This is a genomic window from Megasphaera sp. SC8-1 (assembly GCF_024436295.1).
GTDB classification, from domain to species: domain Bacteria; phylum Bacillota; class Negativicutes; order Veillonellales; family Megasphaeraceae; genus Megasphaera; species Megasphaera elsdenii.
This window is the reverse complement of sequence record NZ_JANFQH010000013.1, coordinates 1-13,961: the sequence shown is the minus strand read 5'-3', so window position 1 is coordinate 13,961 and position 13,961 is coordinate 1. Positions and strand designations below refer to the sequence as shown.

At 50.0% G+C, this 13,961-nt stretch carries 12 protein-coding genes and 1 tRNA gene; 5 read left to right on the top strand and 8 right to left on the bottom strand.

The features are described 5' to 3' along the window. Positions 1-138: 138 nt before the first annotated feature. The 4 genes from NOS26_RS04890 to NOS26_RS04875 form a co-directional block, all read right to left on the bottom strand. On the bottom strand, positions 139-828 hold the full coding sequence (locus NOS26_RS04890) for an RraA family protein (protein ID WP_014015645.1): 690 nt from the start codon (positions 826-828) through the stop codon (positions 139-141). 61 nt (positions 829-889) lie between these two features. Further along, on the bottom strand, positions 890-2,038 hold the full coding sequence (locus NOS26_RS04885) for an amidohydrolase family protein (RefSeq protein WP_014015644.1): 1,149 nt from the start codon (positions 2,036-2,038) through the stop codon (positions 890-892). Between the two features lie 15 nt (positions 2,039-2,053). Then, entirely contained in the window at positions 2,054-3,466 is a 1,413-nt protein-coding gene (locus NOS26_RS04880; RefSeq protein WP_014015643.1) for a DASS family sodium-coupled anion symporter, read from the bottom strand. 34 nt (positions 3,467-3,500) lie between these two features. After that, entirely contained in the window at positions 3,501-4,529 is a 1,029-nt protein-coding gene (locus NOS26_RS04875) for a hydroxyacid dehydrogenase (protein WP_014015642.1), read from the bottom strand. Between the two features lie 156 nt (positions 4,530-4,685). Between NOS26_RS04875 and NOS26_RS04870 the strand changes: the two genes are divergently transcribed. Then, positions 4,686-5,651 carry a LysR family transcriptional regulator gene (locus NOS26_RS04870; protein WP_014015641.1) on the top strand — a complete coding sequence of 322 codons (966 nt, stop codon included), beginning with the start codon at positions 4,686-4,688 and terminating at the stop codon, positions 5,649-5,651. Positions 5,652-5,754: 103 nt separating this feature from the next. On the opposite strand, the gene selD is transcribed toward NOS26_RS04870, so the two are convergent. Continuing rightward, positions 5,755-6,792: a selenide, water dikinase SelD gene (gene selD / locus NOS26_RS04865; RefSeq protein WP_080596482.1), complete on the bottom strand. Its 1,038-nt coding sequence runs from the start codon at positions 6,790-6,792 to the stop codon at positions 5,755-5,757. 237 nt (positions 6,793-7,029) lie between these two features. Between selD and NOS26_RS04860 the strand changes: the two genes are divergently transcribed. From NOS26_RS04860 to NOS26_RS04850, 3 genes are all read left to right on the top strand, one after another. Further along, a complete protein-coding gene (locus NOS26_RS04860) occupies positions 7,030-7,746 on the top strand; it encodes a hypothetical protein (RefSeq protein ID WP_255917353.1) in 717 nt (238 codons plus the stop codon). Positions 7,747-7,918: 172 nt separating this feature from the next. Further along, positions 7,919-9,418: a HAMP domain-containing sensor histidine kinase gene (locus NOS26_RS04855; RefSeq protein WP_014015638.1), complete on the top strand. Its 1,500-nt coding sequence runs from the start codon at positions 7,919-7,921 to the stop codon at positions 9,416-9,418. Further along, positions 9,396-10,094, top strand: a complete 699-nt coding sequence (locus NOS26_RS04850) for a response regulator transcription factor (protein ID WP_014015637.1) — start codon at positions 9,396-9,398, stop codon at positions 10,092-10,094. Before NOS26_RS04855 ends, NOS26_RS04850 begins: the two co-directional genes overlap by 23 nt. Positions 10,095-10,098: 4 nt before the next feature. On the opposite strand, the gene NOS26_RS04845 is transcribed toward NOS26_RS04850, so the two are convergent. Beyond that, on the bottom strand, positions 10,099-11,487 hold the full coding sequence (locus NOS26_RS04845; protein ID WP_014015636.1) for an NAD(P)/FAD-dependent oxidoreductase: 1,389 nt from the start codon (positions 11,485-11,487) through the stop codon (positions 10,099-10,101). Between the two features lie 240 nt (positions 11,488-11,727). Here NOS26_RS04845 and NOS26_RS04840 point away from each other — a divergent pair, with 240 nt between their 5' ends. Further along, positions 11,728-12,156 (top strand): hypothetical protein, encoded by a 429-nt coding sequence (locus NOS26_RS04840; RefSeq protein ID WP_014015635.1) that lies wholly within the window; start codon positions 11,728-11,730, stop codon positions 12,154-12,156. 290 nt (positions 12,157-12,446) lie between these two features. Here the strand turns inward: NOS26_RS04840 and pta are convergent, their stop codons facing one another. Then, complete coding sequence (gene pta / locus NOS26_RS04835) at positions 12,447-13,484, bottom strand: phosphate acetyltransferase (protein WP_014015634.1); 1,038 nt, start codon at positions 13,482-13,484, stop codon at positions 12,447-12,449. 396 nt (positions 13,485-13,880) lie between these two features. Beyond that, a tRNA-Val gene (locus tag NOS26_RS04830) sits at positions 13,881-13,956 on the bottom strand. Between the last annotated feature and the right edge of the window lie 5 nt (positions 13,957-13,961).

Sequence of the window (13,961 nt, the reverse complement as noted above, 5' to 3'; positions counted from 1 at the left end):
TATTATTTTTTACAAAATATTTTTGTGAGCACGTGTTTTCTAATTTTATATTTCCATGAACAACATAAACAAAAATACCGACAAGCAACATCATGTTACTCATCGGTATTTTTGTATCATCCGTTGTATAGATTACGGTTAGGCACGGTAGTAGTCATCAATAATTTCACAGCCTTTAGCTTCCAGGGCTTTATCAACCCAGGATTTATCACGTCGGCCATTCGCAATTTGTTCCAGACTAGCTGCTTCAGTCTCATGCTTCTTCCACGCTTTAGCGGCGATTTCCTTAGCCTGTTTAGGTGGCACAATGACGACACCATCAGCGTCACCAATGACAATATCACCGGGGTTTACGACAACACCACCACAGGAAATGGGCACATTGATTTCACCCGGTCCATCTTTGAAGGGACCTTTCGGCATGACGCCACGAGCATAAACGGGCATATCCAGTTTTTCCAGATCAGCTTTATCGCGTACGGCGCCATCAATGATGACCCCAGCAATACCCAAAGACTGGCATTCCGTCATCATGATATCGCCACAAAAGGCATTGGAGATATCACCATCGCCATCAACGATGATAACGTCGCCTGGCTGAGCCATTGCGATGGCTTTATGCAGTAATAAGTTATCACCAATGCGGGCACGAACAGTAAAAGCAGTCCCCAGCAACGGTTTGTTATTGAACGATTTAATCGCCGAATTCACACAGAAGAAACGGCTCATAACATCGGCAACATTGGCTGCCGGAAGTCCTTTGAATGCTTCTATGAGTTCTTTTTCAGGACGATTGATTTTAGTGAAAATACGAAAACCTACACACATGATGAGTTCCTCCTATATACCAATAATTGATTATATTTTCTAAATATGCGGAATTGATTTCTTATTTACGATCTGGTTCGTAGATGTAATCAGGCGCACAATATACAATCTGTCCATCTTTGATGGTCATCTCTGGCTTCAACTGCTTCGTGCCAACAAATTTTTCACCTTTCCAATCTAAATAAGTTTGATGCAAATCTATCCAGTCAAAGATAGCAATATCTGCATGGGCTCCTTCAGAAAGGCAACCGATAACACCTTCCATCTTCATCAGTTTAGCCGGGCGAGCTGTCGACATTTCTACGACTTTCTGCATCGGGATGCCCATGCAAATATAACGGGACATCAGATTAGGAAGGGAAAAAATAGAACGTCTGTACATGCTGCCGAGAACCAGGTCCGTACTGCACATATCCGCGATGAATCCTTGTTCCATAGCTTTCCTCATAATCGTGAAGTCACCATGTTTGCGGCCTTCAGCAGTATCGAAGATAATACCTCGTTTCCTGGCTTCTATGACACAGTCATAGAGCTTTCCATTATCATCAAGAATTGTATTTTTAGCTCCTTGGTAGACGTGTTCAAAAATATCACCGGGACGAAGTACATCTAATACTTCTTTCGTCGGGACCGGAATATTCGTACAATGGACCTCTACAGGGCAGCCAATTTTATTCGCAATGCGGACGGTCTCTTTCAACGGTTCAATTCCCAAACCCTGAGCCAGTTCTTCGCTTTGCCGGATTTTCAGACCTAATATATTATCTTCATTTTCATGGTAAATGCGATCCATTTTTTCAGGATTGAAATATTTAGGATTGATATTTTCATGATAGCTTGTCGTGACCAAGCCAGCAGAACAAACTTGCAAAAAGCTCTTAATCGTTACTTTACTACGGGCAATAATAGTCTTGCGAAATAAATTGTAATTCGCTACGCCACAGGAGGCATCTACGGCGGCGGTTACACCGGTCGGCAAATAGGCTAAATCTGGATAAATCCCAATTTCCGTACCTTCAGCAAACATATGGGCATGGGAGTCAATTAAACCGGGAAATACATATCGCCCCTGAGCATCAATCACATGTTTAGCTTCTTCGCCTTTTTCGTAACGCGTAATCTTGCCATTATATACTGCAATATCTTTAACTTCATCTACCCCATTAGCCGGGTCGATGACATGTCCATTCGTAATCAAATAATCCAACATAGATTTTCATCCTTTCTACCACAGACCAACCAGTTTCCAATACGGTACACCAATGCCGAACAAAATAACCAAGGACATAGCCACCATCGTCGTGCCAACCCGCCAGAAATCTTTCTGCGGTACATAACCAGAGGCAAAGGTAATCAAACCGGCACCATTGCCATAATGCGTGAGAAGAGCACCCAGGGGCGAGCAGAAAGCGAGCAGCAGTCCAACAACCATCGGGTTTGCCTGAGTTCCCAGGGTCAGGATGAACAATACTGGGTAAAAAGAGGCAACAAACGCACTATTCGATACGAAGAAATAACGAACAGCCAGGCTGACGAATACAAGAACAGCTGTAACGGTCATACCGCTATATACGGACAAGTCAATGATGCCACCAATATAATCAGCCAGCCAGGTGTAAAAACCAGCAGAAGAAAGGGAAGCGGCAATACCATAGAAGGCGCCATACCAGATAAAGATATTCCAAGCCCCTTTAGCAGCGATAACATCATTCCAGTCCAGGACTTTAGTAATCAGGACCAGGGCCAAGAAGACAAAACCTACATACTGCATCTTCAAGTTAACAAACGGAATCATCGGACCAAACATCCATCCAAGGATAGCCAGGATAAAGAGGCCTAACAACGTTTTTTCAGCTGTTGACATGGGACCTAATTCCTGCAATCCTTTAAGAGCCAACGGTTTCACTTCGGAAAGAGATTTCATTTCCGGTGGGTAAATTTTATAGATAACAAGCGGCGCTAGTAAAAGGATCAAGCCAACAGGAACGGCTGAAGCCAGTACCCAGGTTCCCCAGGTCATATTGATACCAAGCATTTCGCTCATAAGAGCTACAGTAATAGCGTTAGTAGCCATCCCCGTAAGGAACAGGGCCGATGTTGTTTGCGAGCTGGCATACATCAAAACTTCAAGGAACGCTCCCAATTTGCGCGGTGCTTTTTCAGCTGTCGAGCCGATGCCTTGGGCAATATTCTGAAAAATCGGATAAATAATGCTGGTACGTGAAGAATTAGAGCCAGTTGCCGGACTCAAGAGCAAGTCTGTGATGACCATGATATATCCCAGCCCCAATGTAGAGTTACCAGCCCGGATCAGCAAATTATAAGCAATTCGTTTTCCCAACCCGGTCTTGATGAACGCTGTACAAACGATAGTAACCGTAGCGATGAACCAAGCCATATCATTGCCATAGCCGCGCAGGAGAATCGAGCTTTTCATAAACATCGAAGCCAGACCAACGATGATCAACGTGACAACCGGTTCCGAGAAGGGCCGGAATACCAGCCCCATCAACAATCCAAGATACAAAGCAACAATATGCCATGTTTCGGCTTCCAACCCTGTCGGCACAGGACCATTCCATATGCCTATCATGACAGCTGCAATAGCTGCTATTTTTAACAATCGTACTTTATCCATGATATATCCTCATTTCTGAAATTAATCGTCTCTATTAAAAATCAAACATGCCGACCGGTTTCTTATCGGGAACACGGATATCCATGTATGTCGGTGCTGTCGTATAATCAATATCATGAATCGGCCAGGTCGGTTCTTTGCCTTCATATACTTCTTCGATGCCCATCGCAGAGAAGTACGAAGCCCGGTGGGCCGCTTCCACAGAGTTACCGCCGATGTGCGGATAAATGATGACATTATCCAATGTCAGCAGTGGATTGTTAGGATCAACTGGTTCATGGGCAATAGCGTCGAGTCCGGCGCCTGCGATAATTCCATTTTTGCAGGCCTGATACAAATCCATTTCATTGACACAAGCGCCACGAGCCGTGTTAATCAGGAAGGCTGAAGATTTCATCATAGCCAGTGTTTCCTTGTTAATCATCTGACGGGTAAGCGGCGTATTCGGCGTATGCACAGATACATAATCACTTTCCTTAAAAATCCGGTTCAAGTCGCGTACGACTTCGACACCTTCCGGAAATTCAGCTGCCCGTTTATACGGGTCGTATGCCAAGACGTTCATTTCCAGCCCTAAAGCCCGCTTTGCTACACGGCTGCCGATATTGCCACAACCAATGATGCCTAAGGTCTTGCCATTAAGAGTTGTTTTGTGAATCTTCAGTTTTGCTTTATAATAGTCTTGAACCCAGGTCTTACGCAGTTTCAAGACATTGCGGCTACATTCAAACATAAGCATGATGGCTGTTTCAGCAACAGAGGTACTGTTCGCTACAGGAGCATATAAAGTCTGTACCCCATTATCATGGCAAGCTTTGACATCCAATGCATCAAAGCCGGCACCGTGACGGGCAATAACTTTCAGATTCGGATTCGCTTCAATGACTTCGCGGGTAATCGGGGTAATACGTACGATCATCGCATCCGGTTTATATTCCTTCATATCTGCCAAGACGTCCGCTGTTTCAAAACCTCTGCCACGGATCAGTGTATGGCCAGCATCTTTCAACAACTGCGCTCCTTCTTCCATGATTTCCTGAGGTAATAAAATTTTCCATGCCATAATGAATCTCTCCTTTGATGAATTAGTATAATCAGTTCATATTTTGTATTTCCTGTTCTCTTGCTTACAACTAGATTATATTTCAAAACTTTCCACAAGTAAAACTATTAAATTTATTATTTTTTACAAAATATTTTTGTAACGGAGATGATATCCATGAACATAGACAGTCTGTACTATTTTGCAGAATTAGCTAAAGATCTACATATAACCCGCACAGCTGAACGCATCCACATCTCTCAGCAAACATTGAGCAACCACATTATTCGTTTAGAGGAATACTACGGTGTTAAACTACTTAATCGGCACCCCAAACTTTCCCTTACCTATGCCGGGTCATTTGTACTTCGTTATGCACAGCAATTAATCCGGGAAAATGAAAACTTACAAGACATCCTGGCTGACATAAAACATTCAAAGCGAGGCCTCATTTATTTTGGAGCCAGTATTTTACGTTCAAACGCCTGCCTGCCTTATATATTACCAATTTTCACCACCAAATACCCGCTGATTGAACTTGAATTAAAAGAAGCGACGACAACCGTTTTGGAAAAACTCGTTCTGGATGGCGATTTAGATCTGGCCATTGCTTTATCTCAATCAGAAAATCCGAACCTCGTCAAACAACACATGATGCGGGACCAGGTATATCTTTGCATCACCGATAGTCTCCTGAAAAAAACATTTCACGAGGATAGCGAAAAAATCAAAAAGAAGTCTCTCCAAGGCGCAAACCTGGCTGATTTTGCCCAATTGCCATTCTGCATTTTACAGAACCGTCTTGGCGAAACCATTCAAAACATCTTTAAAGATGCAGGCATTACTCCCATTACCTATATGACCAGCCAGTATATACAAATCGCTACGGCAGTCGGGGCCAGCGGTGTCGCCGCATTTTTTGCAACCCGCGCCAGTCTCATTAACCAGAAAGAAAATTTTACTGAGCCAGTCAACGCCTTTCCGTTAATTGTAAAAGGTACTCCTTTCGTTCAAAATCTTCAGGTTATCTACCATAAAGATCGCTATTTATCTAAGGCTTGTCTATATTTCAAGGATTTGTTATTACAATATGGTAAAAAGATTGAATCTATGAACATTGAAGAATTAACCGCCATAAAATAAGTATAGCGATGGATTTTGCAGGTTCGATACCTGTGAAATCCATCGCTATGTCTTTAAACAGCAATGTTCTCCAATCTCTCCCGCTACTATAAGCGTAAGAGATTCAATCGATGACGATGGAGTAGTTCTCCCGCCCGGTCACATAGCCGACGACGGCCGCACAGGGAATCGTGTCTTTCAGGGCCCGTTCCAGCTTCGCTGCGTCTTTTTCGGCGACAGCGATGAGCAGGCCGCCCGAAGTCTGTGGGTCATAGAGGACATCCATGAAGCGCTTATCGGCGCTGCCCGTATCAATCCGGCCGGCGACGAAATCACGGTTGCGGTACGCTCCGGCCGGGATCAGCCCCATGGCCGCCATGTCCAGGGCCTCTTTATGATAGGGAATGGCATCGCCTTGAAAATGAATCGTCGTCCCGCTGCCATCGGCCATTTCACAGGCATGGCCCAACAGGCCGAAGCCCGTAACGTCGGTACAGCTGTGGACGTCATAGCGGACCATGATGTCCCGGGCCGTCTTATTGAGCTGGGCCATCTGGTCATAGAGCTGCTGCAGGAGCGGCGCTTCGACGAAATCGCCCTGGGCAGCTGTCATCAAGATACCCACGCCTAAGGGCTTGGTCAGGATGAGGACGTCGCCAGGCCGGGCCGACGAATTGCGCAATAATTTCTGCGGATGAACGAAACCGGTCACGGACAGGCCGTACTTCGGCTCCTTATCTTCGATGGTATGGCCGCCGGTGATGATGACCCCGCCTTCATAGGCCTTTTGGTATCCCCCTTCGAGGATAGCCCGGATGGCTTCGCGGCCCATGGACAAATTGACGCACATGATGTTCATGGCCAGTTTCGCCTCGGCCCCCATGGCGTAGACGTCGCTCAGGGCATTGGCCGCTGCAATCTGACCGAATAAATAAGGATCGTCGACGATAGGCGGAAAGAAATCGACCGTTTGGACGACAGCCAGATCATCGCTCACCTGGTAGACCGACGCGTCGTCGCTCTTATCATAGCCAACGAGGAGGCGGTCATCTTTATGTGTTGGAAGCCCGTCCAACAATTGAGCCAGTGTCCCTGGCCCTAACTTAGCGCCTCAACCGGAGCAGGACGCCATTTGAGTCAATTTCAAACGTTCATCGTTCATGATCGATACCTCACTCTCTATTATATAAAACATGGCGGACTCGGCGGGCGCCCCACATGGGCGCCCCTACAGCCTGCAAACTACAAACTACAAACTACAAACTACAAACTACAAACTACAAACTCATTATACAACATTTATGTAATTCTTACGGCCTGGTTTAGCTCGATTTTAGATTTATCCCTTATACTGTCTTCGTAGTCAAGAATCAGTGATTGAAGACAGGAGGAATTTATCATGACCCAGGAAAAATGGCAAGATACACTCATTTCGATCAAACATAAAGTCCGCACGGCCCGCAATGCCAAAATCGCCGCTGCTTTCTGCGTCGTCTGCGTACTGGCGACGGCAGGCGGCCACTACTACCTGTACCGCCAGCACACAGCCCGTCACGCCGAACGGGTCGAAGCCATGGCCCAGATGACCAAAGCCCAGGCCGAACAACGCAACGTCTCCCTCATCAGCGAAGACCAAGCCTGTGCCGCCGCAGCCCAGGCCATCGGCAAGGACGAAAGCGACCTGGATTTCAAAGAAGTGGCCCTCTTCGATATGAATAGCGCCAAGCACGGTCCTAAAGACGGCCGCAAAGGCGACCGCAAAGACAAAGTAAAAGAGAGAGACCGCAAAGACCATGAAGCAGGACGCCCGCAGGGACCGGAAGGCATGAAGCCCGGCCGTCCGGGTGAAGAAAAAACCGATGCCGCTGCCGGGGCTACGGCCAAAGCCGCTCCGAATGGCCAGGCCGATACACAAGGCGTCCCCCCCATGGCACCGCCCCAGGGCCAGCCTGACATGAAAGGCCAGCCGCCGCAGGGCGCTATGCCGCAGGGCGCTATGCCGCAACGCGCTTTCCACCCCATGTATAAAGTCCGCGTCACATCGAGTTCCGTCCGCTACGACGTCTTAGTAGACGCCACCAACGGCTCCGTCATCCATACAGAAATAGAAGAATAGGCCTCCTTTCAAAAGGGCTTGTCGCACGTGCGACAAGCCCTTTTAAGTGGTTAGGGGCTAGCAGTTAGTGGTTAGCGGATGGTTTTAAATTTAACCACGAGCCACGAACTACTAGCCACTAGCCACGAATCACTCTATAATAAAACTATCACTATGAAAGGATGTCCTGCTTATGCTGCGTATACGTGACATTTCACTGCGGCACCGCCTGCTCGTTGCCAATTTCACGATGGTCTTTGTTCCCATCGCCATCTTGACGGTCCTGGGTTTCCTGCTCATCTCGGGTCTCCGTTTCTCTTCGCCTCACAATGACTTGACGACGTTGTGGCCGGAAAAAGGGCCGGCCCTGTCCATCCAATATACGGTCAGTTCCCTGCGCGTCAAAGCCGAACGGCCCGGGCCGTTAAAGGTCAAGGATATGCGTGAAGACTGCCAGGTCCTGGAGGAGCTGGGCATTGCCACGGCCATCATCCGCAACGACCAGGTCGCTTATGTCACGCCGGGCATCGACTTCCGCAGCCTGGCCGACCGGGTCTTGTGGAAGGCCCATGGCCAGCAGACGGTCATGACCTGGGACGGCGACGGCTTCTTCTTCCGCTATACGTCCCCCCACAGCGGGACAACGGTCATCGCTGCCGGCAACACGCCGTTCATCGCCAAGAGCGGCATCCGTGAAGGCATGGCCAAAAGCGTCATCCAGACCCTGCTCCTCTTCATCGTCGGCACAGCCAGTGCCATCATCATTGCCTGTGGCCTCATCGTGTCCCGCGTCCTGTCCCGTCAGATACTGACGCCTTTGGCGGCACTGCGGACGGCGGCAGCCGAAATCGAAAAAGGCAACCTCGACTATGAACTCACCCTGTCATCGCGCGATGAGCTCGGCCGGACCTGCGAAGCCTTCGACCACATGCGCCGCCAGCTGCGCTCGGCCCGCCTGGCCCAGGAAAAGTATGAGCAGAACCGCAAGGAACTCATCGCCGGCATTTCCCATGACCTGTCGACGCCGCTGACCCTGCTCAAAGGCTATGCCAGCGGGATACTGGTCGGCATCGCCAAAACCGCCGAAAAGCGCCATCATTATGTCGAACTCATCTACCAGAACGCCTGCACCCTGGAAAAACTCGTCGACAGGCTGTTCCTCTTTTCCAAGCTCGACTTAGGCCAGGTTTCCTTTACCATGGAACCAGTTTCACTGCGCGATTATTTCGCCGACTTCACCGCTGAAAATACAGCCCGCCTGGCCGAGCGGGGCCTCATCCTGCATTACACGCCGCCATCCGGGCCGGCCCGGACAGCCATCGACAGGATGCAGTTCCAGCGGGTCCTGGACAATCTGCTGGAGAATGCATTGAAATACAAGCAGTGCCCTACAGTGAACCTGGACCTGCGCCTGGCCGAAACAGGGCATTCCGTCGTCCTGACCGTTGCCGACGACGGGCCCGGTGTCCCGGCAGCCGACCTGCCCCGCCTATTCGACAGTTTTTACCGGACCGATGCTGCCAGGACGGATGTCAAAAAAGGCAGCGGTCTGGGTCTGGCCATTGTCAAACAAATCATTACGACCCTGCACGGCCAGATCCATGCAGAAGAAACGCCAGGCGGGGGCCTGACGGTCGTCATCACCTTGCCACAAATAGAGGAGGCCTATCATGAAACGCATCTTGATCATTGAAGATAATATAGAAATTGCTGAACTGGAACGGGATTTCCTCGAAGCCAGCGCCATCGAAAGCGTCATCGAAACGGACGGGACGAAAGGGCTGGAACGGGCTTTACAGGAGGATTTCGACCTCATCCTGCTGGATATCATGCTGCCTGGGACCGATGGCTTCCACATCTGCCGCCGCATCCGTGAAGAAAAGGAAGTCCCCATCCTGATGGTATCGGCGAAAAGGGAAGACATGGACAAGATACGCGGCCTCGGCCTCGGTGCCGATGACTACATCATCAAGCCCTTCAGCCCGACAGAGCTCGTCGCCCGCGTCAAGGCTCACATCACGCGCTACGAACGGCTGACGGGAAAGGCCCAGCAGAAAGCGGCCGACGGCGAAGTCCTCCGCAGCGGCGACCTGGAAATCTACGTCGACAAACACCGGGTCTACGTCAAAGGCCAGGAAATCTCCCTGACCAACCGCGAATTTGAGCTCCTCGTCTTTCTGGCCAAGCATCCCGGCCTGGTCTTCAGCCGGGACCGCCTGTTCGAACGCGTCTGGGGCCTCGACGCCGAAGGCGATACGGCGACGGTCATGGTCCACATCAACCGCATCCGCGAAAAAATAGAACCGGACCCGGCCAAGCCGATCTACATCGAGACCGTCTGGGGTGCCGGATACCGGTTCAAAGAATGACAGATTACGTTTCTTCCCGCCGCAAAATTTCCTGACCGACAGTTACACCTGCTGCCGACGCCTGTACCAGGCCGCGGGTGATGCCGGCGCCGTCGCCGATGGCAAAGAAATTGGGAATCTTCGTTTCCAGGACGTGGCTCAATTCCAGGCGGTTGGAATAGAACTTGGCTTCTACGCCGTACAACAAGGTATGGCGCGAGTTGGCCCCAGGAGCGACGGCATCGAGGGCTTCCAGCATTTCCTTGATGTCCAGCATATGGCGGTACGGCAGGACCAGCGATAAATCACCTGGTGTCGCATCGGGCATGGTCGGCCGGACGAGGCCCCGCTGGATCCGTTCCGGCGTCGACCGGCGGCCATCGAGGAAGTCGCCCAGGCGCTGGACGATGACGCCGCCGCCGAGGATGTTGGCCAGATTGGCGATGTACTTCCCGTATTTAATCGGTTCATGGAAGGGTTCCGTGAACTTCTTGGAGACGAGGATGGCGAAGTTCGTATTTTCACTCTTCTTGTGGGCATAACTGTGGCCGTTGACCGTGAGCAGGCCATCGTTATTCTCTTCGACGACGAAGCCATAGGGATTCATGCAGAACGTGCGGATCCGGTCGTCAAAGGATTTGCTGAAATAGATGAGCTTCGATTCATAGACGACGTCGGTAATCGTTTCCAGGACTTCTGCCGGCATTTCTACGCGGACGCCGATGTCGACGGCATTGGACGTCAGTTTGAGGCCCATCTTTTCGACTTCATGGACAAACCATTCCGACCCTTCCCGGCCGGGAGCACTGACCAGATAACGGCAGGCATAGAACTGGTCATCGATGAGGACGCCTTTGATTTCGCCTTTCTCTTCCACGATATGGTCTACAGCCGTATCGGCCATGATGTCGACTTTCCCTTCCAGGAAATCGCGCATGTTAGTCAGGATCTGAGCGTTGACGTCGGTCCCGAGATGGCGGATACGGGCCGGGATGAAACGCAGGTCCGCTGCGGCAGCTTTGCGCTTGATGTCGCGGATGTGGTCTTTGTTTTCATCGCCATAGACTTTACGGCCGGCACCGCCGAAACGGCAGTAGACGTCATCGACGTAACGAATCTTGTCCATGAGGTCGGCCTTGGACATGTAGTCGTCGAGGTTGCCGCCGTATTCCGTCGTCAGCGTCAATTTTCCGTCACTGAAGGCACCGGCACCACCCCAGCCACAGACGACATTGCGCATCCGGTCTTTGGGCAGGGCCTTCTTGTTCAGGCTCGTCGCAATGCGCTCCCGTATGTCCTGCCCCTTTTCGACCATGAGAATCTTAAATCCTTTATCGGCCAGTTCCAGGGCCGTAAAAATACCGGCCGGACCAGCCCCGATGATAATGACATCATATGTCTTTACTGCATGCATAATCACACATCCTTTTACGTTTGAAGTTAAAAGTTTGATGTTTGATGTAAATGGTTTTAAATTAAAAAACCGTATTCCCAAACATCAAACGTCAAACATCAAACAAAGAGAGTAAAGGTCCCATCGTTAATGACGAACACCTTTGTACGGCGGCCCTTACCTCCTCACGCTATCATAATGTTGAAAGAAAGTCAACCTATGCTATAATGAGACATAATGCTATAGAAAGGATGATGACTCATGTCTCGTCGTAACCGCCCGGCTGTCCCTGATGATTCCAGCCAGGATTTGAAACGCCAGGAAGGGATTTTCCTCAGCACCTTTGCCCTTATGCTCCTCGTTCTCGTATCCTCATATCTGCCCCTTCCCTTGATCGTCCCCATCGTACTGGCTGTCGTCCTCGTCACCTGGACCATCGCCATGTACGTCAAATTCCACGATTTCTATAAGATGCGCGACCGCGGCCAGCGGACGTGGTGCGTCACCATTTCCATGTACGCCAGCCTCATCCTGACCCTGGCCTGTGCCTGGTACTTCACCAAAGACGCCCCGCTCACAGACGAATACGCCTTGGTCTTCCTCTTCGGCTTCATGTTCTTCACCTACATGGTCTACCGCACCCTGAGCCCGACCATGGTCGTCGGCAACCGCCGCGTACGGTATAAATGATCGTTCGTCGTTGGTCGTTCATCGTTCATCGCTGTAGGGGGCGCCTTTCACTACAAAAAGGGATTGTCACACGAAGGCTTTTGCCATCATGCACAATCCCTTGGTTCACGTCGTTTGCCGTGGGTCGTGGCTCGTTTGCCGTGAAGGTTTAAAATTTTTAACAATCTGCTGTATGCAGATATCATTTTTCTTGCAGCTGCGAGAATTTTCGGCAAACGGACCACGCCAAACGAACTACAAAAGGGGCTGTTCGCTTAATGCGACAGCCCCTTTTTTAATTCAGCCAGCAATTACTGCTGCTGAGCACGTTCTTTTTTGTAGAGGTCAGCTGTGATGGCATCGGAGCAGCATACAGCGACGACGTCAGCAACGTCTTCAGACGAGCAGCCACGGGACAAGTCGAGGATAGGTTTATCCAAGCCCTGGACCAAGGGGCCAAGAGCCGTTGCGTTAGCGAAACGCTGAACCATCTTGTAACCGATGTTAGCAGCATCGAGGTTCGGGAAGATGAGGACGTTAGCATGGCCGGCAACTTTGGAGCCCGGTGCTTTGTGTTCGCCAACTTCCGGTACGAGAGCAGCGTCAGCCTGGAGTTCGCCGTCGAAGTCGAAGTCGACGTTGCGTTCTTTCAGGATTTCAACAGCATGGCGTACGTTGTCGACGGATTCGCCAGCGCCAGAACCTTTGGTGGAGTAGGAAAGGAAAGCAACTTTCGGATTGAGGATCTGAACGGTACGACGAGCACGTTCTACGCAGATGCAAGCGATATCAGCGAGCTGTTCCGACGTCGGGTTGGGGATAACGCCGCAGTCACCGAGTACGAGGATACCGTTATCACCATACTGCGGAGTGTTGGTCAAGAGAATGAAAGCGGAAGATACGGTTTTGTTGCCAGGACGGGGGCCGATGACCTGAAGGCCAGCGCGGATAACTTCAGCAGAAGTCGTAGCAGCACCGGATACGCAGCCGTCAGCTTCACCGAGAGCAACGAGGCCAGCTGCGAAGAAGGTGTAGTTGTTGAGCATGATTTCACGAGCTTTTTCCAGGGTCATGCCTTTCTTTTCACGACGTTTTGCGAAGTAAGCGCAAAGTTCGTCCATACGATAGTAAGTTTCAGGGTCGACAACTTCGACACCGGTGAGATCGATCTGGAATTTAGCAGCATCTTTCTTAATCTGTTCCAGTTTACCTACGAGAACGATTTTAGCAAAACCATCAGCCAAAACGCGTTCAGCAGCTTTCAATACACGACGGCTGTTCGTTTCCGGAAGGACGATTTTTTTCTGTGCTTTGGAAACGCGGGCTTTCAAATCTTCTGTAAATCTCATTTGGGTACCACTCCTTGTAAGTTCTTAGAAAATAATTAGGAATATGTCCTTAGGCTAAGGAAAATATCCTATCGCTACCATCCATTATAATACAAAACTTATAGGAATCAAACATATTATTACGCATATATAAAATGAGCAGAAGAAATAGATTATGCAAATTGTGCAATCCGCAGGCTAATGTGATACGTATTTTATATTGTTCACTGTAGGGGACGCCCAAAGGGCGGCCCGCAGACCGCAGGCCGCAGGTCGCAATCCGTGGCGGCAAATCACTCGTCATGGGCAGAACCCCTCAGACGCCTGCGGCGCCAGCTCCCCTTCACAGGGGAGCCACTAGCCACTAACAACTAACAACGCAAAAAGACCTGTCACAAAGTGACAGGTCTTTTTTTCTGGTGGGCGATAACAGGATCGAACTGCTGACATCCTGCTTGTAAGGCAGGCGCTCTCCCAGCTGAGCTAATCGCCCATGGT

Coding starts and splice junctions, on each gene's coding strand:
- NOS26_RS04875 (WP_014015642.1), bottom strand. CDS start 4,529: ATGGCATGGAAAATTTTATTACCTCAGGAAATCATGGAAGAAGGAGCG.
- NOS26_RS04860 (WP_255917353.1), top strand. CDS start 7,030: ATGACCCAGGAAAAATGGCAAGATACACTCATTTCGATCAAACATAAA.
- NOS26_RS04850 (WP_014015637.1), top strand. CDS start 9,396: ATGAAACGCATCTTGATCATTGAAGATAATATAGAAATTGCTGAACTG.
- NOS26_RS04885 (WP_014015644.1), bottom strand. CDS start 2,038: ATGTTGGATTATTTGATTACGAATGGACATGTCATCGACCCGGCTAAT.
- pta (WP_014015634.1), bottom strand. CDS start 13,484: ATGAGATTTACAGAAGATTTGAAAGCCCGCGTTTCCAAAGCACAGAAA.
- NOS26_RS04840 (WP_014015635.1), top strand. CDS start 11,728: ATGTCTCGTCGTAACCGCCCGGCTGTCCCTGATGATTCCAGCCAGGAT.
- NOS26_RS04890 (WP_014015645.1), bottom strand. CDS start 828: ATGTGTGTAGGTTTTCGTATTTTCACTAAAATCAATCGTCCTGAAAAA.
- NOS26_RS04845 (WP_014015636.1), bottom strand. CDS start 11,487: ATGCATGCAGTAAAGACATATGATGTCATTATCATCGGGGCTGGTCCG.
- NOS26_RS04870 (WP_014015641.1), top strand. CDS start 4,686: ATGAACATAGACAGTCTGTACTATTTTGCAGAATTAGCTAAAGATCTA.
- NOS26_RS04855 (WP_014015638.1), top strand. CDS start 7,919: ATGCTGCGTATACGTGACATTTCACTGCGGCACCGCCTGCTCGTTGCC.
- NOS26_RS04880 (WP_014015643.1), bottom strand. CDS start 3,466: ATGGATAAAGTACGATTGTTAAAAATAGCAGCTATTGCAGCTGTCATG.